Genomic DNA, 22,753 nt, shown 5'->3' on the forward strand with positions numbered 1-22,753 from the left:
GGTCAGTTACTATCTTTCATTCTATGAAATATCAGGAGAAATGCAAGTTTTTTATTCAATACACTGACCGGTCCATTCTCTTATAGGACAGGCATATGGGTTTTCCCGTCCACGGGTCCCGGCTGATACTGGCATCCAGGGAAAATACATCCGCCAGGGTCTTTTTCGTCATGATTTCCTCCGGGGTTCCCTTATAAAGCACTCTTCCGGAGCGCATGGCAATCATCCAGTCTGAAAATCTGGCCGCCAGATTCAGGTCATGGAGGACCATGGCAATGGTTTTTTTCTGTTTTTTATTCAAATCCTCCAGAAGCTCCAGCACCTCAAGCTGATGCGTCATATCCAGATAGGTGGTTGGCTCATCCAAAAGGATGAGAGGCGTATCCTGGGCAAGGGCCATGGCGATCCAGGCCCTCTGCCGCTGTCCTCCCGAGAGCGCGTCCATATCCCTGCCGGCAAGCTCCTCCATATCCGTAATGGAGAGCGCCCAGTCAACGGCCTCATGATCCTCTTTTTTCAGCCGCCCGAACCCTCTTTGATGGGGATATCTGCCGTAAGACACCAGCTCTTTGACCGTCAGGCCCCCCGGCGCCTGAGGCCCCTGGGGCAGGATCGCCATTTTTTTTGCCACCTCCACTGTGGACATTTTGGCGATCTGGCTGCCGTCCAGAAACACATGGCCCTCCCGGACAGGTGTCATGCGGGACAGGGCTTTTAAAAGAGTGGATTTCCCGCAGCCGTTGGGCCCGATGATCGACGTCATGTTCCCCCCGGGGATCTGCACATCCATGGCCGGGATGACAATATTTTGATGGTATGCAACGGAAATGCCTTCTCCTGTAAGTACAGCATCCATATAAAAATCTCCTTTACGTTTTAATCAGCAGATACAGAAAATAGGGGGCACCGATCACGGCAGCCACGATTCCGACGGGAATCTCCCTCGGCGACAGCAGCGTGCGGGATATCAGATCCGCATATGTCATCAGCACAGACCCGGTAAGCACAGTGGCCGGAACCAGGATTCTGTAGTTCGGTCCCACCAGACGGCGCGCCATATGAGGGCAGACCAGGCCTACAAAGCTCAGTCCTCCGCCCACCGCACAACAGAGGCCGGACATGGCGATGGCTGCACCGAGAAGGATCACGGTCTGCCTGGACACGGCTGCTCCAAGTCCCACAGCCGTCTGATAGCTTAAGGACAGCACATTCAGCGTGCGGCTTTTATAAAAAACAAACAGTCCAAGGAGCAGAAGGCTGACAAAAAGCAGCCGCACATTCTGCCAGTTCGCTCCCCATATGCTGCCGGACAGCCAGTTCTGCACAAAGGCATAATCGCTGTCCGGCAGGCGCAGCATTAAAATGGTGGTCACACTGGACACGGCAGTGGAAACCGCCACCCCCATCAAAAGCAGCCTGCGGGGTGAAATCCCCTGTCCTGTGCGGGCCAGCCGGTAATCCAGCACAGCCACCGCCATGGAACCGGCAAAAGCCAGTACAGGAAGCAGCACAGTAAGGCTGACAGAGCTTTGCGGCACCAACACCAGAAACGCTGCCACAAAAAGCCCGGCACCCGCATTGATTCCCAGGATTCCCGGCTCAGCCATATCATTTCTCGATACACCCTGGATCACACATCCGGAGACCGCCAGCCCCATGCCCACCAAAAGACTGGTGAAGATTCTGGGAAGCCTCAGGTTCAGAAGTGTATAGCGGACACTTTTTGTGCCTCCGCCCTTTAAGATCTCCCACATTTCCTCCGGGCTGATTTTCCGGTATCCCGCATTTATCTCCAGCCATATGCCTGCAAGCAGCAGGATGATCAGGATCATAAATACCGTAACCATACGGATCCTGCGTCTTCTCTCACTCAAAAGTCCTCTCCTCCTTCCTGGCTGTCCAGATAAAGAACGGCACCCCCACCACAGCAAAAACAAGGCCGATGGGCACTTCACCGGGGGCATTTATCATTCTGGAAAGAATATCTGCCGCCAGCATGAAGAAAGCTCCTGCCACCATGGAACAGGGAATCACAGACCTGTAATCCGCACCTGTAAAATACCGCACAACGTGAGGTACCATCAGGCCCACAAAAGCCACCGGACCGGCAAGCGCCACGGAACCGCCCGCAAGCAGCAGGACCACAAAAAGGCAGACCGTCCGGGAGCGTTCCACGGAAAGTCCCAGCCCTCTTGCCGCCTCCTCCCCCAGACTCAGCAGTGCAACTCTTCCTGAAAGAGCCGCGGCTGCGGCCAGTCCCAGAAGGATCACCGGACCGGCGAAGATGAGCTGTTTTCCGCGTATTCCCGCCACGCCTCCCGCAGTCCAGAAGGTGAGATTGTAACCGATCTTACACAGAATCGCCACTGCCTGACTCAGGGATGAGAGGAAGATACTCACAGCGCTTCCCGCAAGCACAAGCCGCACCGGATCCAACCCGCGCCTGTTCAGACTCATAAGCCCATATACAGTAAACATAGCCCCTGCTGCCCCCAGAAAGGAAAAAAATACAACACCTGAGAACCCCAGCCCCGGCAGGAAGGCCAGACAGAGTGCCAGCGCAAAGGAGGCTCCCGCGTTGATTCCCAACAGTCCGGAGTCTGCCAGCGGGTTCCTGGTCACCCCCTGCATCATGGCGCCAGCCGCTGAAAACGCTGCTCCCACCAAAATACAGCCCGCTGTCCGCGGTATCCTGAGTTCCCGTATGACCAAATGCTGCCGGTCTGTAAAATCCGGCCGGAGCACCGCATCCAGAATCTTCCCGGGAGGAATGCCCGTACTTCCGTATAATATGGAAAGGACTGCGGCAAGTAAAACTGCCGCAGCTCCTGCTGTCAAAAAACATACTGTCTTTCTTTTCGCATCTCTGCCCATTATTTTCCCTCAAATCCTCTGAAGAAATCAATAAAGATATCAAGCTGCGCATTGTAGGTGATCGGATCCCTGTGCATGAAGGACACCTGCTCATAAGGGAGCACTCTTCCCTCCTGCACGGCCTCCAGGCTGTTCCAAAGCTTGGAATCCTCCACAAAGGCACTGTCCGTATCTGCCAGCACGCCATACAGGATAAAATCTCCTGTGTATTCAGGCAGCGCTTCCAGGGAAACCACCTGATACTGGGTATCCCCATCCACCATATCTGCCTGCACTGCCTCAGGCGCTTTCAGCTCCCACATATCGTATAGAATGGAACCGCCTCTTGCGAAATGGCTGCCCATGGTGTAGATCTGCTGAGGCCATACCTCCACAATGGATACTGTCCTGTCACCCACGATTCCCCGGATTTCCTCTTTGACGTCAAGCGCCCGCGCCTTAAAATCAGCAATATATTCCTCCGCTTCCCCGCTTTTTCCCACCAGGTCCGCAATATACCGGAATACTTCCTCATCACTGCGCTTTCCGTCCTGAATATAAACCGTAGGGGCAATTTCGGAATATTTCTCATAATCTGCCTCTGTGATGGTTACGATCAGGTCCGGCTCCTGCGCAGCAATTATTTCCAGGGAAGTCTCCACGCTTGTAATGTCCATCTCCCGGATTCCCTCTGTCTTATCCGCCAGAAACGGATTCGACAGGGAATACGGGGACGCGATGGCAGGCTTTACGTCCACAGCCAGAAACTCACCCAGATAATAGTCCGTGACAATGTTCTCCGGGTTTATGGGAATCTCCACCTGTCCCTTATCTGTCTCCACTGTCCGCATGCCCTCTTCTGCATCCCGGGAGGCGGCGTTTTTCTCAGGGCCTTGGGCTTTCTGAGCGGTACTTTCATTTTCTGTGTTCACCTTGTTATTTCTCGATTCTCCGCCTTTTCCGGAACAGCCTGTCAGCATGCCCACAGCGGCAAGTACGGCAATGGCCGGCGCCAGTCTTCTCGTCCTATTCATCATAATGTCTTCCCTTTCTCGTAACGGCATATTTTATTCTTTAGTTAGTTATAGCTAATTGACAGCAGTCATTCTAGCATACTATACTATTTAAGGCAACATTTTTTTGCAATTGCACCTGATCGGAATATATCTGTCACCGTATGAATAAACGGTATTTTTTGTGGTAAACCTCTGAAGCTGAGGGATAATAAGACTGCAGCCCTGCATAAAACTACCTTCCGCACATGGAATTTGTACAGCAGGCTGCCGCATTTTCAGAAAAGGAGTATGGAAAATGAGTATACAAAGTCATCGTGAATTTCAAGACAGGATTTGGCAGAACCTGGGATTTGACTCTCATAAAGAGAAACACTGCACCCGATATGCCAATGAAAATCGGCCGGAAGACGGAACCTGCCTTTTATATGAGCGGCCCGGCCTGTATGCTTTTACTGTGGCGGACTATACGGTATCTGCCCCTTTTTCTCTCGCCTTTGCGTGCCGTGATACGCAGCTCCGGTTCGGCAGTTTCTATGACGGCAGGACACGGTTTGATATGGAAGGGATCTCGGCCCACACCTCCACCCCGGCATCCTTTCTGGTGCGGGAGGAGAAGGTGAGAGGACAGCAGTTCTGGAATGCCGGACAACACTGCAGGGGAATCGAGTTCGCTGTATTTCCTGATTTTGTAAGATACTTAAAAACCATTGACCCTCATGCTTCTGTACTGGACAGTCTCTCCAAAAACCGCACATACCATGCACTGCCCCCGGAAATCGTCACCGTGCTGCACCGTTTATTTAAAGTGGCGCAAAACGGCAGCCTCACCCCGCTTATGCTGGAAGGCTGCCTGCTGCAGTGTATGGACATTCTGACAAATGCAGTAAAACAGGGAACGTTTTCTGCACCGGATTTGATGCCCACCGTATATTTAGGTAAAAGAAAAATCACCTTTGATGAATTCGACCTGCTGGCCGTCCAGCGGGCAAAAGAAATTCTCACAGAAGACCCTGCCAATGCCCCCACCATTTCACAGTTGAGCAGACAGGTTTTTCTCAATGAGCAGAAACTAAAGGCCGGTTTTTCCATGTGTTTTCACATGACAATCGGCCGGTATCTGAAGGAATGCCGTATGGCCAAAGCGGCTGCCCTTCTCACCTCCACCTCCATGAGTGTCCGCAAGGTCGGACAGGCTGTGGGATATACAAGCTGCGCATCCTTCATCAAAGCCTTCCGCCGGCACTACAGGAAAACACCTCAGGAGTTTCGCTGTGCAGATTCGGAAAAATAATCCTCCGCCAGTATGGCATACCCTGCCGCATCACAGCGGCCCTGGTTATTCCAGTCTGCCTGTCTCCTGGTGCCCTCGTATTTCATCCCGCATTTTTTCATCACTTTACCGGAGTTGGCATTGCGGGGGTCATGACGGGATTCCACGCGGTTTACCTGCACATCCTCCATGAAAAAGCGGATCACTTCTTTCAGGGCTTCTGAGGTCACACCCCGGTGCCACCATTTCCGGCCGATGCAGTAACCGATGTGGACCATTTCTATGGAATCATCTTTTGATACGACAGAGATAGAGCCTATGGGTTCCTCTCCGTTTTCCTTCAGCGTGATCGCCCACTGGTAAAAATCCTTCTCCCCATAGTGGAAGATCCACTCCTCCAGAACTTCCCCGGATACCTCCGGGCTCTTGTGGGCAGGCCACATAAGATAGGCTGTCACCTGCTCATCCTTTGCCCAGTTATGAAACATCGCCTCTGCGTCGTGCATGGTAAAACGGCGCAGCACCAGCCTTTCTGTCTCCAGTTCCTCTGTTCCTCTGTGCTGCATATCCTGCTCTCCTTTCTTGTTAAAACAACTCGTCCAGCAATATATAATATCTGATCTTATCCCAGTCCGGGGCCATTCCCAGTTCCTCAAAAAGCAGATTTACATATCCCTCATTTTTTCCTGTATTGTACTCTAAGCTTCTCACGCACAAGGCAATATCCTGCCAGATATCCGCTGTCCCCGCTCTTCCCAGGTCTATAAAACCACTGATTTTGTTATCCTCTGCAAAAATATTCGGCAGACAGTAGTCCCCGTGTGAGAACACCGTCTCTTCTTCCGGCCTGTGTTCCTTCAGCCACAGAAGAAGTTCCTCAGGATTTTCAAATTCCTCCCTCCCATAGGTGTCCGGCTCATGGTCAAACTGCAGGCCTTCCGACACACGCAGGGATGCCTGTTCCAGTTTGTAATCCAGATGCCGCTTAGACGGGCAGCCGCTTACGTCCACTGTCCACAGCATTTTCAGCCCTTCTGCCAGAAGATGCACCAGAAGCCTTGGACTGCTGAGATACACCTCATCACAGAGCATTTTCCCCCTGGCTCTTGTCATCAGAAGGTATCTCATATCACCGCTTTTCTCCGCACAGATGATTTCCGGAACAGGGAGTCTGCCCTGCAGCCATCTGAGCATTTCGTGTTCACTGCGGGACTCGTTTTTCTCCCGCTCTGCTTTTAGTACCATATCAGTCAAGCAGAATATTTCCGAACCGGATCTGCCTATGGTGTCTTTCCTGTATTCCCGGTGTTCCGTATATTCTCTTATACGCTCCGGAAGTGCTCTTTTCATATCAGCCTCTCATTTCTGTGTCAAAGTAAATTGGAAAATCGCTTTCGGCAGACAGCGGCGTGCAGACTGCCGGAATGACGTCTCAAAAACACTTGGATTAAATCTGTTTTTTCATAAAGATCAAATCTTTATCTGTCTCAAAACCGTTTTTTTCATAAAAATGTTCGGTCGCATTTCCACGCAGGGTCATGAGCTGAACATTCTCAATGTTTCTTTCGCGGAGCCGCCGCTCAAATTCCCGGTAAATTTCAGAGCCGATACCGTTTCCTCGGCTGGTATTTCTTACACAGAATTCTTTTATCTCAAACAACACCCCGTCATAAAACTGCTCGGCAAACCCAAGCACCATACCACATAACGCGTCCTCCTCATACGCGCAGATCCCGTAAAAGGTTTCCGCTTCTGCCATCTGCCGAAGCCTGGTTCCCGCCGTCTCCGGGGTCCAGGCATCGTTCCAGGGCGGCGCATTAAAGGTCTCCACATACATGGCTGCAAGGGATGCCAGATCCTCTTTCTCAATCTCTTTATATGTAAGCATTTATCTGTCCTCCTTTTTCATGGGCATTCTTCAGGGATCAGTCAAACTGTGTCTTCCAGTGCTCTGCCCCCGCTGCCTCAAAGCACATGGCGATCTGTTCCTTTGTATTTTTATCCTCCGCAAGAGGCGGCAGCTCATCTATGGAAAAGTAGCCGCTGTCCACCGTTTCCAGATTTTTTTCAAAATGTCCGCCGATCACGGTGCAGAGTATGATGACTTTGCAGATTTTATATGCGTACCGGGGCTGGTTGTGTTTTTCCCTGTCCTGGATGGCAATGACCAGATCCGCTGTCACGTCCAGACCGGCCTCCTCCTTTACCTCTTTGATGGTATTCTCCTTCACAGACAGATCCACATCCACCCATCCGCCGGGCATGGACCACCTGCCGTCATTTTCCTGTACCAGAAGGATCTTGTCCCCCTCAATTATGGCTGCCCTGCAGTCCATCTTCGGCGTCTGGTAACCCACCTCACAGCAGAACAAGTCTTTTGCTTTCTCAAATGGCATATCTGCCTGCTGGCTGATCATCTCCGCCGAAATTTCCCGGATTCGTTCAAAACGCTCTATATCGTATTTATCTTTACAGTAATATAAGGCACTCTGGGCAAGACTCTGCAGCTCTACTGCCCAGTCCAGCCAGTTTTGTTTTTCGTCTTTCATATGTATTGATCGCAGGTGGGCCGCTTTTATTATACTGCGGAAAGCCGAGGCTTTTAGCCCGTCTGCTGCTCCTTTCGTCGTTCTGTCTGTTTCCATTTAAATAATGGAATCGTTCCGTTTTGTTTTTATTTTATACTTCCGAGCGCCACGCCAAGGGCAAGTCCTATGGCAATGCCTGTGCCCAGGTTTCCGAATATGGTTTTTCCAAAAACCACACCGAAAATAATCCCCATACTGATACCCATAGCCAAACGCCGGCCCTTTTCGCTCTCCTCCAATTCATTGCCAGGTTCCTCTTCCGGTTCATTGTCGGGCATCCCTTTTGTCTCGTTATTTTTCTCCTCTTCCGGCCCGCTGCCGGAATCAGCTTTCGCATGATTGCCGGTCCGGCTTTTTTCTTCATCCTTCATACTTCTTCTGCCTCCTCAGCAAGCTTCTTATCTTTTTTTATCTGCTCCCTTTTATCCACTCCATCCGGAACAAAACGAAAGACAACAAACTCCGCGTTCTCCTCCGTGTCATTCTGAAATGTATGGATCGAATTTTGCACCCGCACAATCTCTTTTTCCTTTGCCCAGTCTGTGCGGACTTTCCCCTCTTCCTTCCACTTGCAGGTCAGAATCCCTTTTGTCACTACCAGGATTTCCTCTATTTCTGAATGGTAATGCCACTCCTGAACCGCCCCTGCCGGAAGGCTGTTCAGATGGACTTCACATTCCGGATAGATGAAATAATCCACTGCTGTGCGGTTTTCCTTTACTGTGTGTATCCCTTTCCCCTGGCGGTCTATTTCCAGTCTTTCTCTCATATTATCCCCTCTCCCCTTTCACTCTGCCTATTTTGTAATTTTTAAAGCCGCCGGAAGCAACACTGTGAACAGCAGGAATCTGCCACTTGTTTTGATTATACAGGATTCCCCGCCTATTGACAATGAAACTCCTCAGAGTTTCCATTTACACCTGTCCTCAATCTATGATAGACTTATCCATATCAGGCAGAATAATATCTGCGCTCCGCCCAGCTTACATTATGAACAGACCAGATCCCGCAGTTGGAGAAAGAACTTGACTGCTCCTATCAGGCCGAACCCATGGAGGGCATATTTAAGGAAATTGTATCCTCACAGCTTCTCGCGTGTAAAAAAGATTCCGCACATTATATGTGGTACACCTTCTGGTTTCTGATCCGAAAATCTGACCGGACTATTGTAGGCTCTGCAAGCTTCAAAGATATTCCCGATGAAAAGGGTGAAGTGGAGATTGGTTACGGCCTTGGAAAAGCCTTTGAACATAACGGATATATGACGGAAGCTGTGAAAGCTCTGTGCCGGTGGGCACTTGGTCAGAACGGGGTACAGCATGTGACCGCAAAAACGGATCCGGAGGGTTCTGCCTCCCAGAACATATTGAAAACATGCGGTTTCACAGAGTATAAAAGAGATGAAACGATATGGTGGCGTCTATAGAATTGATATGTCAGGAGAAGAAAAATGAATGACAGACCTGTTTTAAACAAGCATCTGGACGGAGATACTTTCCGCAGTTATTACTATCTGAAAGAGGAGTTAACCGCGTTCTGCCGTCAGAACGGCATACCAGCGTCAGGCGGAAAACTGGAGCTGACTGACCGGATCGCGCACTTTCTGGACACAGGAGAAATTTCTGCTGCTTCCAAAAAGCCAAAAACAAAACCCGTGTACACAGAAATAACGGAAGATACCCTCATTGAACCAAATTTTGTCTGCTCTGAAGTACACCGGGCATTTTTCCAATCCAGAATCGGCAGCGGCTTCACCTTTCTGGTCCCCTTTCAGAAATGGCTGAAAACCAATACGGGAAAAACGTATCAGCAGGCCATTGAAGCTTACTTTCAGATACAGCAGGATAAGAAAAAAGGCAGAACAGCCATTAACCGCCAGTTTGAATACAACACCTATATCCGAGACTTTTATGCGGAAAATACCGGCAAACCATTGGAGGATGCTATTAAATGCTGGAAATATAAAAAAAGCCTTCCGGGCCACAACCGTTATGAAAAATCAGACCTGCATATTTTATAACTCCTTTATCCATAACACACCACAGCTATACCTTTGGTGACATACTGCCCTGAAAAACATTTTGCAGATACACAAAGGAGGCTGCACCCCGCCAAAGCGGGTACAGCCTCCTTTGTATGTCATGCGTGAATCCAAATTCATTTGGAGCCGCAGTTTGCGGAGGATGCGGCTATGGTTATATCATAGCGAATCTTCTTCCGTTTTACAAGCCACCCCAGGGGATATTTTTTCTATTTCAGGGGAATCTGCTTTCTCCTGGGGCTCATTTTCGGCATTTTCAGCCTTTTTTCTTTTATCTTCCCCGGTAAGCATCTTCTTTACTGAAATGATCAATAAGATCAACACCGCGATCAGCGGCAGCCCTGTGAGTACGGAAATGGTCTTCACTGCCTCCAGTCCGCCGATCAGCATAAGGCCGATTGACAGAAGACAGAACAAAATCGCCCAGAATATTCTGTTCCATCTGGCAGGCTCCTCATCTCCTTTCAGTCTCTTCATGGTTGTCCCGGCCAATACATAGGCACAGGAATCAATGGTTGTGGCAAGATACACAAAACAGACAAGACACAGGAATATCATCATAAGCTTAGGCATTGGCAGAGTCTGCAGAATCGCTACAATGGCAGCGCTCTGCCCTTCACTCTGCAGAATGGACGCGAGATCCACTCTGCCTGTTTCCTGCAGAAATAAAGAGTATCCTCCGAATATCATAAAGCTTACACAGCAGCCCAGAGATCCCCATATCAGTTGTCCCCACACGACATTCCGAATGGTTCGCCCTCTGGAAATACGTCCCACAAACATTCCCATCATAGGCATAAAGGCCAGCCACCAACCCCAGTAGAAAACTGTCCATTCCTGCGTAAACTTTCCGCTTCCGAAGGGGTCTGTGTATGTACTCATCTTCACAAAATCCGAAGCGTACAGCCCCAGCGAATTCACTTCCATCTTAAAAATATCTGTTGTCGGCCCCACAAAAAGCACAATTGCCATAAAGATAAATGCCATTACAACATTTATGTTGCTGAGTTTTTGGATTCCTTTATCCAGGCCCAGATATACGGAGGTTCCGAATATGCAGACCCAGATGATCAATACTATGATACGCACAACAAAATCATAGTTCTGCGGGATACCGAATACTTCCCGGATGATCACGGAAAGTACAGGCGCCCCGATACCGAGAGATGTGGAAATGGAACCCACAATACCGAAAATAACAAGCATGTCGATCACATTTCCCAAAAAACCTTTTGCATGCTTTTTTAAAACAGGCTCGCAGGCAATACTCAGACGCATTCCCGGTTTTTTGCGTACAAACATCATATAGGCTGTGGCGATGATAGCCGGGTTATAGAACGCCCAGGCACTCAGGCCCCAGTGAAACTGTCCGTACATATGGGCATACTCATATGCCTGTTTGCCAAACGGCTCCAGATCAAAAGGAGGGCCGCTTACATAGTAAATCGGTTCCAGAAAGCCCAGAATCACGATGCTGGTTCCCACACCTGCAGTAAAAAGCATGGCGATCCAGGAGAGATTGGAGTACTGCGGCTTATCCTCAGCGCTGCCCAGCTTCACGTTCCCGTGCTTACTGACTGTCAGCCAGATCAGAAAACCAAAGGATACAAGACAGGCCAGCAGGTACAGAAACCCCAGCCTTCCTGTACAGAACTCAAATACACTTGAAATTATCTGGTTGGAAATCTCCGGTGCCAGATACAGTGGAATAATTATGACTGCCAGGATCACTACAGCCGGGATAAAAACTTTCTTCTCAATCTTCTCAAACAGCTTCACATCGTGTCCCTCCTTTATGATGCCAACCGTTCCGTCATCGGTTTTACTCTTTGTATTTGACAACAAGGGCGTCAGCTACGCCTACCCCTTCCCCTTCCGGGTATACAAACAGAGGGTTGATATCCAATTCCTTCAGGGTATCCCTGTTTGCACTGGCGAAATCAGCAATGCTTACAATGGTATCACACAGGGCGTCAATATCACATTTTGCCCCGCCGCGGTAACCGTTCAGCAGTTTAAAGGATTTCAGTGATCTGAGCATGTCTAAGGCCTCCGCCTTACTGATGGGCGCCGGGTACAGTGCCACATCCTTGAACAGCTCCACGAACACACCGCCCATTCCCACCATGACCATGGGGCCGAACTGCGGGTCATTGTTCACACCGATGATCATCTCTACTCCTGATTTTAACATGGGAACCGTTAAAATCCCGTTGATCTTCGCATCAGGACGTTTCGATGATACACTCTCCATAATTTCATTATATGCCTGAACCGCTTCCTCAGGACCATGGATATTCAGTTTCACACCGCCCACATCACTCTTGTGCAGAATATCAGCGGATTCCACTTTCATGACCAGAGCTTCCTTTGTGTTCTTGGCAAACTCTGCCGCTTCCTCCGCAGATGTGACAATGACTTCCTTGGGAACCGGAACCCCGTAGGCTCCCAGCTCTTTCTTGCTGTCATGCTCGGACAGGGCATAGGTCTCATCGCTCTTCTTCTGGCCCACTGCAAGACTCAGGCTCTTATTCTCCGGTGTATAGGAAATAAAATCAGCCAGGTGGCGCAGGATCTTAAACGCATAGACCGTAGGCGGAAGCACCGGTACACCGATATTGAACAGCTTTTCCTGGTATTCCGCATTCCTGGTGTTTTCCGCAAAGGGGATCATGGCGATCGGTTTGCAGTTTTCCCCTTTTTCTTTTACCACTTTCTCAATTCCCTGGTACATATAGTGGATAGCCGGGTCCGCGATCTCCAGAAGCAGTGTATAGCCAATGAGGACCATACCGATATTGGGGTCATCCATCACAGTGCGAAGCGCTCCCGCGTACAGATCCGCGTCATAGGAGAGGCTCGCCGTCATATCCAGCGGATTGTTGGGTGAGGCGTAAGAGGGAAGCTGCTCTTTCAGAGAAGCCAGGGTCTCCTTCGTGAAATCCGGGTATTCGATACCGTTTAAACTTCCCACATCGGCACAGATTCCTGTCTCCCCTCCGGAGAGGTTCATGGAGGCAAATGTGGCCTGCTTTGGCATCTGTTTTAAGGTGGAGAGCATAAGGGACATGGCCATCAGCTCTTCCAGATCATCCACACGGATAGCGCCGAACTTTTTCAGCACAGCGTCAAAGGACGCATCGGAACCGGAAAGGCTTCCCGTATGGGAGGCTGCAATGGCGCCGCCCTTGGCACTTCTTCCCGCCTTCAGGATAACGACGGGTTTTCTCTTGTCCGCAGCTTTTTTCAGAACTGCCGCAAATTTATCCGCATTTTTAACGCCCTCAATATAGACACTGACTACTTTTGTATTCGCATCCTCAACCAGAAAATCCATGTAATCCTCCATCTGGACGATCTTTCCGTTTCCGGCTGATATACTGTAGGAGAAACGCATGCCCGGGCAGTCCATCAGGGACAGGCAGAGCTGTCCGCTCTGGGAGACTACACCCACACTGCCTTTTCTGTCTCTCTTGTCAGAGATAAACGCAAAGGCCTGCACATTGTCCACATAATTGACGAATCCCGCGCAGTTCGGTCCCATAACGGCAATGCCCAGCTCCCTGGCGGTCTCCATCAGTTCCTTTTCATTGGCCCTGCCCTCATCGGTTCCCACTTCACCGTATCCGCTGGCAAATATCACGGCACCGCCGCATCCTTTTGCAGCCCCTTCTTTTAACAGAGGGATCACTGTCTTCTGGGAAGTACAGATGACCATCAGATCCACAGATTCCGGTACTTCTGTCACACTCTTATAACAGGGAACCCCAAAGACCTGGTCACGCTTGGGATGTATAAAATATACATGGCTTCTGTCTTCCATATAAGTAAGGATATTGCGGCATACATCGCCGCCGAATCCTTCCTTCTCACTGGCACCGATGACTGCTACGGACTTCGGTTTCAGCAGTTTTGTCAAATCCATAGTTTTCTACCTCCTGTGAGAGGGCGGCAGAACCGCCCTCTTACTCAAAACCCCTATATTATCTGCCCTCCACCCCACGGCGATAGCAGGCTACATTCTTCTCATTAAATTTGCCCTTTCCCTTTTTCTCAAAAAAGGAGACAATGGCTGTTTCCATATATTCAATAGTAAACAGATCACTGTGGGCCGCCAGTGCTCCCAGCATGACCAGGTTGGCACCCTTTGGATTTTTTACCTCTGCGGCAATATCCGTTGCGGGAATCTTTACTACCTTGATATCCTCTCTGTATTTCCTGTCCTCGGGCACAATGGAGGAATTTACCAGCAGAAGCCCGCCGGGTTTCAGACGATCCTCGAACTTGTCGATAGCCGGTGTGTTCATGGTGAACAGAATATCCGGGTGCTTGGAAACCGGGCTGGCGATCAGCTTGTCACTGATCTTCACGGTACAGTTAGCGGTTCCGCCGCGCATCTCTGAACCATAGGAGGGGTAAAATAAAACATTTTTATCCTGTTCCATGCCGGCATTGATGAGGAGCATTCCGGCTGTCAGCACTCCCTGTCCGCCGAATCCGGCACAAATGATTTCTTTTGCCATGTCTATTCCTCCTCCTTTTTGTCTTTAAATTCACCCAGAGGGAAGTATTTCTCCATCTCATTTTTCAGGTGTTCCATGCTCTTTACAGGAGTCATGTTCAGGTTTGTTGGACATGGGGAGAGCAGCTCAACCAGGCAGAATCCCTCGCCCTTCATATGTTTTTCAAATGCTTTTTTGATGTATTTCTTACACTGGATCATACCCTTGGCATCTGCCATGGTGCCTCTTGCCAGATAGGCAATGTCGAAGCCGGTAAATGCCTGCTCTACACGAAATGGCATACCCATCTTTTCCGGGTCTTTTCCTCTCGGTGTGGAGGTGGTAATCTGCCCCGGAAGGGATGTGGGCGCACACTGACCGCCGGTCATGCCGTATAAGCTGTTGTTGATGACTACAGTCACCACGTTGTCATTGCGCAGTGCGGTGTGCATGGTCTCCGCCATACCGATGGAGTATGCGGCGCCGTCGCCGATATAAGCCAGCACCGGATTTTCCGGGCGCACCTTCTTGATGCCCACTGCGGTAGCCACGGGGCGTCCGTGGGCTGCCATAACTGTGTCAAATCTCCAGGAATCAATATTTAAAGAACCGCAGGCCACGTCAACCACAGCCAGAAGCTTTTCACTTAAACCCATCTCTTCCATTACTTCGGCAATCAGACGGACTGCCAGGCCGTGTCCGCATCCGGGACAGAAGCCACTCTGCGTAAATGTTACGGTTTCAGGAGCTACCAGTCTCATATCATACGCCCTCCTTTTTCAGCATTTCTTTTGCTTTCGCGATGATCCCGTCAGATTCCGGAATCTCGAAAATAGAACCAAAATGGTCAACCGGATATTTACCGCCGGTAGCCAGGCGCACATCGTCTGTCATCTGGCCTAAGATATTCATCTCCACAGTGAGGAATGCTTTGGCGTTCTTTGCCTCCTCAAATGCCTTCACCGGGAACGGCCACAGTGTGATGGGGCGGATGAGTCCCAGCTTCAGGCCCTCTTCTCTTGCAAGTTCAACGGTCTCACGGCATACTCTGGAACTGATTCCATAAGCCACAAGCACCAGTTCTGCATCTTCCACCTGAATATTCTCATAGCGCTGTTCGTCGCGCTCCATGTCATCGTATTTCTCTCTCAGGTAATTCTCATAATCCGGATGGGTATAATAAACGTTCTGGATCTTGCGCTGTTCACAGCCTTTTTTACATCCCTTGATGCTCCAGTCATATTTATCAATATCGTGTTCCCTGAATTCCGGAATCTCCACAGCCTCAATCATCTGGCCGATGGCCGCGTCGGAGGCGATGAGAACCGGATGGCGGTATTTTTCAGCCAGATCAAAGGCTTCCACCATAAGGTCCGCGTTCTCCTGAACAGAAGCCGGTGCCAGTACCAATGTGTGGTAATCCCCGTGGCCGCCGCCTCTTGTGAGCTGCCAGTAGTCCCCCTGACCCTGAGCAATGTCACCAAGACCTGTGCCAATACGCATAACATCCACGATAACTGCCGGAAGGTCTGCTGCCACCAGGTAGGAGATCCCTTCCTGTTTCAGTGAAAATCCGGGGCCTGCGGATGTGGTCAGTGCCCTTGCACCTGCTGCGGATGCTCCCAGTACCATGTTGACGCCTGCCAGTTCAGACTCTGCCTGGATGAACACCCCGCCCACATCTTCCATTCTCCAGGAGAGATATTCCAGAATCTCTGTCTGCGGAGTAATCGGATATCCGCTGTAGAAGCGGCATCCGGCTGCCAGAGCGGCCTCCGCCAGAGCCTCATTTCCTTTAAATAATACTTTTCCCATAATGAACCTCCCTCATCGTATTTCAAACACATAATCCGGGCATACGCGGTAACACATACCGCATACCACACATTTCTCTGCATCCACTTCAACCGTATTGTATCCCTTGGCGTTTACATGGCCGGATTCCTTTATGGCCTCCTGAGGACATGCGTTGATACAATACCCGCAGCCTTTGCAGCGGACGGGATTGGTGTAAACTTTTTCTTTTCCCATAATTTCATTTTCCTTTCTATAAATACTTCAGGAGATTGCTCCCTGTTTTGCTTTCTTACCGTGCCTGTAAATCAACATTGCCAGTGTGGCTCCCACCAGACCTGAAACTGCAAGAAAACCAAAGATAAAATTGTACCCTGAGCCGCCGAAGGCATCCAGCCACTTTCCAAAGAGCACAGAATAGATGGAATCCGGCAGATAGCCGATAATGGATGCAATACCGATCACGGTTCCCGTCATAGCTCTGGGGATTCCCGCCTCACTGACCGTGGAAAATACAACACCGTACATCATCATGGCGAACGCCCCCGGAATCAGTGTGTAAAGGCTGGCTGCCATGGGACTGATACCGGAAGGCAGAATGAGAACTGCCCCGAAAAGAACTGCCAGTATGACAAATGCCGTGGAGAGCCATTTACAGGTGGATTTAAATACTTTATCTGCAATGATGCCGCCCACAGGAGCCAGCAGCAGAAGCAGGTAGTTGCGGACAATGGAGATAAATCCTGAACTCTCCGGAGATACACCTATCACCTCGGTCAGATACGGATTGAAATAGGATATACTGGTGTAAAAACCATATCCGCAGAAAATAGTAAAGGAGACGATCCAGACAACGGGGTTTTTCAGCAGTTTTCCCACATCACCCATGTTGAATTTTGGTTCCCCGTCATCAACTTTTTCATCCTTTTTGTCACTGCCCTGCATAAGGAAGAACAGCAGAATGGCTGCGATAATAGCAACGGAGCCGCCTGCCAGAACGGCTCGGAAGAATCCCTGTTCCATATTTCCGCCTGCTGTCTTGTAAATGTTCAGCGCCAGCGTATTGGTCAGGGCTGCTGTAATTCCGTTGCAGGCATAATAAAGACCGTACATGAATCCTTGTTCTTCCTCTGTTCCGATGATGCGGACTGCTTTCATGAGCGCGGACCAGAATACAAATGCCGTACTGAAGGAGAGCCCCATCCAGATGAACATGGCGATCTTAAAGTCCATGGTAAATGCGTACAGGAAAGCCAGAGCTGATGTGCTGAGCAAAGATATGATCAGTGCTTTTTTCGGTGACACTTTATCTGCAATGATGCCGCCCGGTATGTAGAGGATCATATTTCCCACGGTGTACATGGTGAGCAGCAGGCCGGACTGGGTGTTGCTCATATGCATGGCTGCAAGCTGTGCGTCATAAAAAATGTATTTCACGTAGGGCAGAAAATAGATGGAACCTCCTGCCAGGCCAAGGGTTATGACCGTAAGATATTTTCTCACTTTAGAATTCATAAAAAACCTCCATATGCATAGAATGGGGATGCTTTTTTCGCATCCCCACCCTATCTAGCAGAATAACGGATTACATATCCGGAGTGTCGGATTTGTCCGGTGTGAACAGCCTTCTGGCTACGTCACGGGTGAATTCACCTGTCTTTTTGGACTCCTCAAATACCCGGCGTGTCTGTTTGCGGATCAAGTCTACGGTATCTTTTACGATTGCTGCTGCCGCATCCTCATCGTTCATGTCTTCAATCTTTACAATGCGGAAGATAATTGCTTCGTAGATACGGATGCCTCCCATATTTGTAATAAAGTCAACAGCTACGTCTACACCCTTTTTGCGGAGGATCTCGTCTGCTTCCGGTGTGGTGGGAATATTGGCTGCCTCCACTAACAGGGATGCTTTGATCTTGTCAGCATTGTCTTTATTGATAACATCTTCCAGGGCTGCGGGAATCAGGATATCACATTCTTTTTCCAGCCACTGGCTGTTTGGATAAATTTCATAGTTGTCCTGGAAAGCTTCTTTATTTAATTCGCCCTTCGGAAGTCTGGTTGCCACCAGTTTAGGAATGTCCAGGCCGTCCTTGCAGTAAACAAGTCCGTTTACGTCAGCGATTCCGATCACCTTGTAGCCCATGTCGTTCAGGGAGTTCACACAGCTTGCTCCTACACATCCGAAGCCCTGGATCACAACGGTAGCGCCTTCTTTTCCACCCTTCATCTTCCACGCTTCATCCGCTGCGGCCGCAACACCGTAGCCTGTGATCATGTCATACATTTTGAAGCCGTCATATGTCAGTTCTTTTTCCGCTCTGTCATGGTTTACAATACCCTGATGGATATCCGGATCTTCCTTCATGGCCTTTGTCTGCGGAATACCGATTCCCAGGTCATCTAAAATCCTTAAAACGTCGGAGTAGTCCACCCCTAAATCTCCGCCGATGGAAACACCTGCGTTGATAACCGGAGCGGTGGCTGTCAGGAAACGCCTCAGAACATCCAGGGCATCCGGAGCTTTGTAGTCATAGGCGATACCTGCTTTACATCCGCCTGTTGTGAGGGACTCACATGCTTTGTATTTGTATCCCATGGTTGTTGCAAGGCGGATCACTTCCTCCTTGGTAACGGTGGGGTGCATTCTTGTTCCGCCTCCGCAGTAATGATTTACGAAGTTGTATGCACACATCCATCCCTTTGCATCTGTCTCTGTGTCGTTCCATTCCACTACTAAATACGGTTTGTTTGCCATTGTAAAAATCCTCCCATTTTTAAATTGTTCTCTATTACAGAACCCTGTTCTTCATTGGTTTTATTTTTTTACTCGGCATTTTGCCGAGTAACCATTCTGAATTCTTTTTCTTTCTGTTCTGTATGTAAGAACTTCGTTCTTTTTTGATGTTATGAGCATATCACACCTTGTTTAATTTTTCAATATCTTATGGGAATCTTTTTCCTTTTTGTGCAAATTATCCAAATTTGACCTTTTATTTTCTATAGACGTTTTTGAATATCATTTGCATATCGTTTGAGGATCTGTACGAAAATATCCCGCTTCTCATCATCCATGCGAAGGGAAGGGGTGCTGATGCTCATGGCGCCCTCTACTTTGCCCAGGTGATTCAGCAGAGGAACTCCCACACATTTGACACCGAAGGTATTCTCCATGTTGTCCATAGCATAGCCGTCTCTCCTGGCATTCCTGACTTCCTCCCACAACTTCTCCTTGTCTGTAATGGTATAGTCTGTGAATGCCTTCTTCTCGCGGCTCAGAATCTCCTCCACTTCCTCATCCGTCATCTGGGAAAGGATGACCTTACCCACACTGGTGCAGTACATTTTTGAGCGCTCCCCTGTGACCGACCTGCCGGGCAGCATCTGGCCTTCCGGATAGACTGCCTCCAGATAGACCACCTCATCTTCATGGGGAATGGCAAGATATACCAGCTCTCCCGCCTCTTTTGCGATCTGATGCATATAGGGCAGCACTACCTTGGAAATAGTAAGGCTCTCCTTCAGCGCACGGCTGAGGGTAAACACTGCGGTCCCCAGACTGAATTTCCCGGTCTCCGGGTCCTGTTCCAGATAATCCATAGCCTTAAAAGTCATTAAAATATTATGCACGTTGCTCTTGTATAATCCCAGCTTCTCACTGATCTCCGTCACACCCAGAGGTTGTTTTTCCACGAAACATCCCAAAATTTCCAAAGCCTTCTGCAGGCTTTTTACCTTGATTTCTCTCTCTTCACTCATAGCGGTTCGCCCTCCTGATTTTTATATAGGTGCCGTTTGTTCCGTATATAAGAACCCTGTTCATTATTGTACCTTACTAAAATATTACCATCTCCGACCACACATTACAAGCATATGTTTACAAAGGATACGCAAAAAGCCGCATCCCGGCATAGGATGCGGCTTTTTGAACTTGGAGTGTCTGTGAATTCAAATCAGGCTTTTCTGTACCGTTTTATAAGCGGAGGGACGGCACGCCAGCCAATACTGTAATTTTTACGGTCATCGATCGGAGGAAGATTAACCGTGATATCATCATACAACACCCGGCCCCTTCCCGCAAGCCGCCCCCTGGGTTATAAAAGAGAAAAAGTTTCACTCTTTTTTCCCCGCCAAATAAGGGCTTTCTGCTGTGTCCGCAGTGTTTTTTCCCTGCCTGATTTCCCCATCCCGGGGTTCCTTGCAAAATCTTATTTCAGGAAAGAATCCAGAGCCTTGTTCAGGCGTTTCAGACTCTCCGTGTCTCCCTTTTCCAGAGCTTCCTCAATACACTCATCCATGTACTGTTTCAGCACTTCCTTCCCCGCACCGTTGACTGCGGAGCGCACAGCCGCAAGCTGGATCAGGACTTCACTGCAGTCGCGCCCCTCCTCCACCATACCGCGTATGGACTTCAGATGACCGGTAGCCCTGGCAAGACGGTTTACCATGCTTTTATCATACTTCGTACCTGTGTCTTTTTTCTCTTCTCTCATCGCACAGTTCCTTTCTCACTCCCTTTGCGCCCTGTCAGCAATAGATCTCCTCCCCGCCGGCAGAGTCCCAGGGATATCCCATCTGCCGGGCTGCCTCTGCTGCCACGTCAATGTCGATCTGGTCTGCCACCATCCAGAGTGTCATATCCAGCCCTGCAGCTGTACTGCTGCAGGAGTAGTATTTTCCGTCTGCCACCACCCTGGCCCCCTCGATTCTCTCAATACCCGCTGTAAACATCCTGTTCCAGTTCTTGTCAAGGGGACAGTCCGCCAGCTTCCGCCTGTACAGAAGCCCTGTCTGTGCCAGGATCGCGGAGCCGCTGCCCACCATCATACAGGTATCTGCATTCTCTGCCGCCTGCTTCACCAGATTCAGAGTGCGCTCATCCTGCCACAGAAGGCGCCGCGCTCCTTTTCCTCCCGGAATCAGAAGAATACCTTCCACCTCCTCCGGGATCAGGAAATCCGTCCATATCTTGGCCCCCTGCACGCTGTTTATCACATCCCCTGACACGGAGAGATAACGGATGTGGAAATATTTCTGCAGTTTCCCCAGTATCTCTGCCGGCCCGAAGATATCCATACACTCAAAATCATCAAACAGTACCATATTCACATCCATTTTTACACCCGCTTTCCTCCGCACATTTTATGTGATTCACCTGAGCCAGATTGATGGTCCTGGTACACACACAGTCTGCCAGGGCCATGTTGTGTGTGACTGCCAGCAGACCTATTTTTCTCTTTTCCACCTCACGCAGCATGAGATTCCAGATCTGCGCCTGCGTGATCACATCCAGCATGGTGCTCATCTCGTCAGCCAGCAGAAAATGTGTCCCCCCGAACAGGGAGCGCGCCACGCAGAAGCGCTGCAGTTCTCCCCCGGAAAGCTCCCTCGGATACCGCTCCAGCCATTCCTCCTCAATCCCCAGGGCCTCCAGCACTTCCTCCCGGTACATGCCTGACTCCTCCAGGACCTTCTTCATCTTCCAGCGGGGATTGATCGCCTTCTCCGGGTGCTGGCAGATAAGCTGCACCGGACAGACGCCTTTCTTTTCCATGGGTTTTCCATCCAGCAGGATTTCCCCCTCACAGGGTTCCAGATATCCCGCCAAAAGTTTTACCAATGTGCTTTTTCCGTAGCCGCTTGGCCCCACCAGGCCCACCCGTTCCCCTTCCTCCATGGAAAAGTTCACATCTTTCAAAATCCACGGCCCGCCTGCATAACAAAACCCTAAATTTCTCGCTTCAAGTCGCATGTATACACCTCACATATCCTCCCCTGATCTCGCTCATGGGAATATCATTTTCACACTCTTTTGTCTTATGGGGACATCTTGGAGAAAAGAGACATCCCTTTGGCAGATACCTGGCATATGGCTGAAATCCCGGAATGGGCCTGAAGCCGTTCTGGGGAAGTGCCTGCCACAGTGCTTTGGAGTATGGATGGCGCAGCTTTCCCGCACCCTCCAGAAAATCTTCCGCCTTTGCCATCTCTACTGTGGTTCCGGCATAAAATACGGCGATCCGGTCAGCAATATGAAAGGCCAGGTCAATGTCATGGGTGATGAGCACCACTGCCTTTCCCTCGTCCGCAAGCTCGCGGAATACTTTAAGCGCTTCCAGAGCCATTTCCAGATCCAGGCCCGGTGTGGGTTCGTCCGCGATGATCAGGGAGGCGTCGCTTATGACAGCCGTTGACACCAGAACCCTGCGGGCCATGCCGCCTGAAAGCTGGAAGGGATAATATTTTTCTATTTTTTCATCCAGATGGAATCTCTTAAAAATCTCCTTTTTGGAAATTTCCGCCTCTTTTCCCCGGTCGCCTCCCGTCACCTGTTTTCCCACTTTCATAAGGGGGTCCAGATAGGCGATGGACTGGGGCACCAGGGCGATCCGGGTACCTCTGAAAGCCTCCTTTTTCTTCTGGTCAAGGATCTCGCCCTTGTATGTGATACTGCCTGTGAGCCTGGCATTCTCCGGCAGGATTCCCACGACAGCATGGGCCAGAAGGCTTTTCCCGGAGCCGCTGGAGCCTGCGATCGCCACAATCTCCCCCGGTTTTACATCCAGGCTCAGGTTGGATATTACCTTCAGATCATATTGTTCCAGCCCCTTGTCATACATGTGGAAGGATACGGACAGGTCTTCCACTTTCAGCAGGGGCGCATTTTCCATTCGTTCTTTTTTCATGTT

At 49.9% G+C, this 22,753-nt stretch carries 26 protein-coding genes; 3 read left to right on the forward strand and 23 right to left on the reverse strand.

Annotated features, from left to right (window positions below; all coding sequences use genetic code 11):
- Nucleotides 1–55 precede the first annotated feature (55 nt).
- From LC508_RS10500 to LC508_RS10515, 4 genes are read right to left on the reverse strand one after another with little or no spacing between them, the layout of a single operon-like run.
- Entirely contained in the window at nucleotides 56–856 is an 801-nt protein-coding gene (locus LC508_RS10500) for an ABC transporter ATP-binding protein (protein WP_103730911.1), read from the reverse strand.
- Nucleotides 857–869: 13 nt separating this feature from the next.
- Nucleotides 870–1,874, reverse strand: coding sequence for a FecCD family ABC transporter permease (locus tag LC508_RS10505; protein ID WP_103730910.1), 1,005 nt, complete (start codon nucleotides 1,872–1,874; stop codon nucleotides 870–872).
- Nucleotides 1,867–2,874, reverse strand: coding sequence for a FecCD family ABC transporter permease (locus LC508_RS10510; RefSeq protein ID WP_103730909.1), 1,008 nt, complete (start codon nucleotides 2,872–2,874; stop codon nucleotides 1,867–1,869). Before LC508_RS10510 ends, LC508_RS10505 begins: the two co-directional genes overlap by 8 nt.
- Nucleotides 2,874–3,890, reverse strand: a complete 1,017-nt coding sequence (locus LC508_RS10515; RefSeq protein WP_054353330.1) for an ABC transporter substrate-binding protein — start codon at nucleotides 3,888–3,890, stop codon at nucleotides 2,874–2,876. Before LC508_RS10515 ends, LC508_RS10510 begins: the two co-directional genes overlap by 1 nt.
- A 274-nt stretch (nucleotides 3,891–4,164) precedes the next feature.
- Here LC508_RS10515 and LC508_RS10520 point away from each other — a divergent pair, with 274 nt between their 5' ends.
- On the forward strand, nucleotides 4,165–5,160 hold the full coding sequence (locus LC508_RS10520; RefSeq protein WP_103730908.1) for a helix-turn-helix transcriptional regulator: 996 nt from the start codon (nucleotides 4,165–4,167) through the stop codon (nucleotides 5,158–5,160).
- On the opposite strand, the gene LC508_RS10525 is transcribed toward LC508_RS10520, so the two are convergent.
- The 6 genes from LC508_RS10525 to LC508_RS10550 all read right to left on the reverse strand — a co-directional run bounded on the left by LC508_RS10525 (nucleotide 5,127) and on the right by LC508_RS10550 (nucleotide 8,496).
- Complete coding sequence (locus LC508_RS10525; protein WP_033142456.1) at nucleotides 5,127–5,705, reverse strand: GNAT family N-acetyltransferase; 579 nt, start codon at nucleotides 5,703–5,705, stop codon at nucleotides 5,127–5,129. The genes LC508_RS10520 and LC508_RS10525 overlap by 34 nt on opposite strands.
- Nucleotides 5,706–5,724: 19 nt before the next feature.
- Nucleotides 5,725–6,489: an APH(3') family aminoglycoside O-phosphotransferase gene (locus LC508_RS10530; RefSeq protein WP_103730907.1), complete on the reverse strand. Its 765-nt coding sequence runs from the start codon at nucleotides 6,487–6,489 to the stop codon at nucleotides 5,725–5,727.
- Between the two features lie 97 nt (nucleotides 6,490–6,586).
- The gene (locus tag LC508_RS10535; RefSeq protein WP_103730906.1) at nucleotides 6,587–7,027 is read right to left on the reverse strand and encodes a GNAT family N-acetyltransferase; all 441 of its coding nucleotides are present in this window, start codon (nucleotides 7,025–7,027) and stop codon (nucleotides 6,587–6,589) included.
- A 37-nt stretch (nucleotides 7,028–7,064) separates the two neighbouring features.
- On the reverse strand, nucleotides 7,065–7,688 hold the full coding sequence (locus LC508_RS10540; protein ID WP_054353332.1) for an NUDIX hydrolase N-terminal domain-containing protein: 624 nt from the start codon (nucleotides 7,686–7,688) through the stop codon (nucleotides 7,065–7,067).
- 125 nt (nucleotides 7,689–7,813) lie between these two features.
- The gene (locus LC508_RS10545; RefSeq protein WP_199687341.1) at nucleotides 7,814–8,098 is read right to left on the reverse strand and encodes a hypothetical protein; all 285 of its coding nucleotides are present in this window, start codon (nucleotides 8,096–8,098) and stop codon (nucleotides 7,814–7,816) included.
- The gene (locus LC508_RS10550; protein ID WP_054353334.1) at nucleotides 8,095–8,496 is read right to left on the reverse strand and encodes a cupin domain-containing protein; all 402 of its coding nucleotides are present in this window, start codon (nucleotides 8,494–8,496) and stop codon (nucleotides 8,095–8,097) included. The genes LC508_RS10545 and LC508_RS10550 overlap by 4 nt, the downstream gene beginning before the upstream one ends.
- Nucleotides 8,497–8,739: 243 nt before the next feature.
- Between LC508_RS10550 and LC508_RS10555 the strand changes: the two genes are divergently transcribed.
- Together LC508_RS10555 and LC508_RS10560 are read left to right on the forward strand one after the other, a co-directional pair.
- Complete coding sequence (locus LC508_RS10555; RefSeq protein WP_330425251.1) at nucleotides 8,740–9,153, forward strand: GNAT family N-acetyltransferase; 414 nt, start codon at nucleotides 8,740–8,742, stop codon at nucleotides 9,151–9,153.
- Nucleotides 9,154–9,177: 24 nt separating this feature from the next.
- Entirely contained in the window at nucleotides 9,178–9,747 is a 570-nt protein-coding gene (locus LC508_RS10560) for a DUF6434 domain-containing protein (protein ID WP_103730905.1), read from the forward strand.
- 180 nt (nucleotides 9,748–9,927) lie between these two features.
- On the opposite strand, the gene LC508_RS10565 is transcribed toward LC508_RS10560, so the two are convergent.
- The 13 genes from LC508_RS10565 to LC508_RS10625 form a co-directional block, all read right to left on the reverse strand.
- Entirely contained in the window at nucleotides 9,928–11,610 is a 1,683-nt protein-coding gene (locus LC508_RS10565; RefSeq protein WP_225305358.1) for a BCCT family transporter, read from the reverse strand.
- Nucleotides 11,591–13,693: an acetate--CoA ligase family protein gene (locus LC508_RS10570; RefSeq protein ID WP_103730904.1), complete on the reverse strand. Its 2,103-nt coding sequence runs from the start codon at nucleotides 13,691–13,693 to the stop codon at nucleotides 11,591–11,593. The genes LC508_RS10565 and LC508_RS10570 overlap by 20 nt, the downstream gene beginning before the upstream one ends.
- A 58-nt stretch (nucleotides 13,694–13,751) precedes the next feature.
- Complete coding sequence (locus LC508_RS10575; protein ID WP_103730903.1) at nucleotides 13,752–14,291, reverse strand: 2-oxoacid:acceptor oxidoreductase family protein; 540 nt, start codon at nucleotides 14,289–14,291, stop codon at nucleotides 13,752–13,754.
- A 2-nt stretch (nucleotides 14,292–14,293) separates the two neighbouring features.
- Nucleotides 14,294–15,031: a thiamine pyrophosphate-dependent enzyme gene (locus LC508_RS10580; RefSeq protein ID WP_033142470.1), complete on the reverse strand. Its 738-nt coding sequence runs from the start codon at nucleotides 15,029–15,031 to the stop codon at nucleotides 14,294–14,296.
- 1 nt (nucleotide 15,032) lies between these two features.
- Nucleotides 15,033–16,085 carry a 3-methyl-2-oxobutanoate dehydrogenase subunit VorB gene (gene vorB, locus LC508_RS10585; protein WP_033142471.1) on the reverse strand — a complete coding sequence of 351 codons (1,053 nt, stop codon included), beginning with the start codon at nucleotides 16,083–16,085 and terminating at the stop codon, nucleotides 15,033–15,035.
- A 12-nt stretch (nucleotides 16,086–16,097) separates the two neighbouring features.
- Nucleotides 16,098–16,301 carry a 4Fe-4S binding protein gene (locus LC508_RS10590; RefSeq protein WP_033142472.1) on the reverse strand — a complete coding sequence of 68 codons (204 nt, stop codon included), beginning with the start codon at nucleotides 16,299–16,301 and terminating at the stop codon, nucleotides 16,098–16,100.
- 27 nt (nucleotides 16,302–16,328) lie between these two features.
- On the reverse strand, nucleotides 16,329–17,579 hold the full coding sequence (locus LC508_RS10595) for an MFS transporter (protein WP_033142473.1): 1,251 nt from the start codon (nucleotides 17,577–17,579) through the stop codon (nucleotides 16,329–16,331).
- A 70-nt stretch (nucleotides 17,580–17,649) separates the two neighbouring features.
- Nucleotides 17,650–18,822: a Glu/Leu/Phe/Val family dehydrogenase gene (locus LC508_RS10600; protein WP_103730902.1), complete on the reverse strand. Its 1,173-nt coding sequence runs from the start codon at nucleotides 18,820–18,822 to the stop codon at nucleotides 17,650–17,652.
- 242 nt (nucleotides 18,823–19,064) lie between these two features.
- Nucleotides 19,065–19,823: an IclR family transcriptional regulator gene (locus LC508_RS10605; RefSeq protein ID WP_054353336.1), complete on the reverse strand. Its 759-nt coding sequence runs from the start codon at nucleotides 19,821–19,823 to the stop codon at nucleotides 19,065–19,067.
- A gap of 449 nt (nucleotides 19,824–20,272) precedes the next feature.
- Entirely contained in the window at nucleotides 20,273–20,557 is a 285-nt protein-coding gene (locus tag LC508_RS10610) for a metal-sensing transcriptional repressor (protein WP_054353338.1), read from the reverse strand.
- 34 nt (nucleotides 20,558–20,591) lie between these two features.
- Complete coding sequence (locus tag LC508_RS10615; protein WP_033142477.1) at nucleotides 20,592–21,179, reverse strand: DJ-1/PfpI family protein; 588 nt, start codon at nucleotides 21,177–21,179, stop codon at nucleotides 20,592–20,594.
- Nucleotides 21,154–21,816, reverse strand: a complete 663-nt coding sequence (locus tag LC508_RS10620; protein WP_103730901.1) for an ABC transporter ATP-binding protein — start codon at nucleotides 21,814–21,816, stop codon at nucleotides 21,154–21,156. The genes LC508_RS10615 and LC508_RS10620 overlap by 26 nt, the downstream gene beginning before the upstream one ends.
- On the reverse strand, nucleotides 21,806–22,750 hold the full coding sequence (locus LC508_RS10625) for an ABC transporter ATP-binding protein (RefSeq protein ID WP_225305359.1): 945 nt from the start codon (nucleotides 22,748–22,750) through the stop codon (nucleotides 21,806–21,808). The genes LC508_RS10620 and LC508_RS10625 overlap by 11 nt, the downstream gene beginning before the upstream one ends.
- Between the last annotated feature and the right edge of the window lie 3 nt (nucleotides 22,751–22,753).

Source organism: Blautia parvula, assembly GCF_020215665.1.
Taxonomy (GTDB): Bacteria; Bacillota; Clostridia; order Lachnospirales; family Lachnospiraceae; genus Blautia; species Blautia celeris.

What these genes read in the sequence shown, in the direction of transcription:
- LC508_RS10520 (WP_103730908.1), top strand. Translation starts at nt 4,165, where the DNA reads ATGAGTATACAAAGTCATCGTGAATTTCAAGACAGGATTTGGCAGAAC.
- LC508_RS10545 (WP_199687341.1), bottom strand. Translation starts at nt 8,098, where the DNA reads ATGAAGGATGAAGAAAAAAGCCGGACCGGCAATCATGCGAAAGCTGAT.
- LC508_RS10620 (WP_103730901.1), bottom strand. Translation starts at nt 21,816, where the DNA reads ATGCGACTTGAAGCGAGAAATTTAGGGTTTTGTTATGCAGGCGGGCCG.
- LC508_RS10625 (WP_225305359.1), bottom strand. Translation starts at nt 22,750, where the DNA reads ATGAAAAAAGAACGAATGGAAAATGCGCCCCTGCTGAAAGTGGAAGAC.
- LC508_RS10510 (WP_103730909.1), bottom strand. Translation starts at nt 2,874, where the DNA reads ATGGGCAGAGATGCGAAAAGAAAGACAGTATGTTTTTTGACAGCAGGA.
- LC508_RS10515 (WP_054353330.1), bottom strand. Translation starts at nt 3,890, where the DNA reads ATGATGAATAGGACGAGAAGACTGGCGCCGGCCATTGCCGTACTTGCC.
- LC508_RS10530 (WP_103730907.1), bottom strand. Translation starts at nt 6,489, where the DNA reads ATGAAAAGAGCACTTCCGGAGCGTATAAGAGAATATACGGAACACCGG.
- vorB (WP_033142471.1), bottom strand. Translation starts at nt 16,085, where the DNA reads ATGGGAAAAGTATTATTTAAAGGAAATGAGGCTCTGGCGGAGGCCGCT.
- LC508_RS10590 (WP_033142472.1), bottom strand. Translation starts at nt 16,301, where the DNA reads ATGGGAAAAGAAAAAGTTTACACCAATCCCGTCCGCTGCAAAGGCTGC.
- LC508_RS10580 (WP_033142470.1), bottom strand. Translation starts at nt 15,031, where the DNA reads ATGAGACTGGTAGCTCCTGAAACCGTAACATTTACGCAGAGTGGCTTC.
- LC508_RS10500 (WP_103730911.1), bottom strand. Translation starts at nt 856, where the DNA reads ATGGATGCTGTACTTACAGGAGAAGGCATTTCCGTTGCATACCATCAA.
- LC508_RS10595 (WP_033142473.1), bottom strand. Translation starts at nt 17,579, where the DNA reads ATGAATTCTAAAGTGAGAAAATATCTTACGGTCATAACCCTTGGCCTG.
- LC508_RS10600 (WP_103730902.1), bottom strand. Translation starts at nt 18,822, where the DNA reads ATGGCAAACAAACCGTATTTAGTAGTGGAATGGAACGACACAGAGACA.
- LC508_RS10615 (WP_033142477.1), bottom strand. Translation starts at nt 21,179, where the DNA reads ATGGATGTGAATATGGTACTGTTTGATGATTTTGAGTGTATGGATATC.
- LC508_RS10535 (WP_103730906.1), bottom strand. Translation starts at nt 7,027, where the DNA reads ATGCTTACATATAAAGAGATTGAGAAAGAGGATCTGGCATCCCTTGCA.
- LC508_RS10605 (WP_054353336.1), bottom strand. Translation starts at nt 19,823, where the DNA reads ATGAGTGAAGAGAGAGAAATCAAGGTAAAAAGCCTGCAGAAGGCTTTG.
- LC508_RS10550 (WP_054353334.1), bottom strand. Translation starts at nt 8,496, where the DNA reads ATGAGAGAAAGACTGGAAATAGACCGCCAGGGGAAAGGGATACACACA.
- LC508_RS10560 (WP_103730905.1), top strand. Translation starts at nt 9,178, where the DNA reads ATGAATGACAGACCTGTTTTAAACAAGCATCTGGACGGAGATACTTTC.
- LC508_RS10540 (WP_054353332.1), bottom strand. Translation starts at nt 7,688, where the DNA reads ATGAAAGACGAAAAACAAAACTGGCTGGACTGGGCAGTAGAGCTGCAG.
- LC508_RS10570 (WP_103730904.1), bottom strand. Translation starts at nt 13,693, where the DNA reads ATGGATTTGACAAAACTGCTGAAACCGAAGTCCGTAGCAGTCATCGGT.
- LC508_RS10610 (WP_054353338.1), bottom strand. Translation starts at nt 20,557, where the DNA reads ATGAGAGAAGAGAAAAAAGACACAGGTACGAAGTATGATAAAAGCATG.
- LC508_RS10525 (WP_033142456.1), bottom strand. Translation starts at nt 5,705, where the DNA reads ATGCAGCACAGAGGAACAGAGGAACTGGAGACAGAAAGGCTGGTGCTG.
- LC508_RS10575 (WP_103730903.1), bottom strand. Translation starts at nt 14,291, where the DNA reads ATGGCAAAAGAAATCATTTGTGCCGGATTCGGCGGACAGGGAGTGCTG.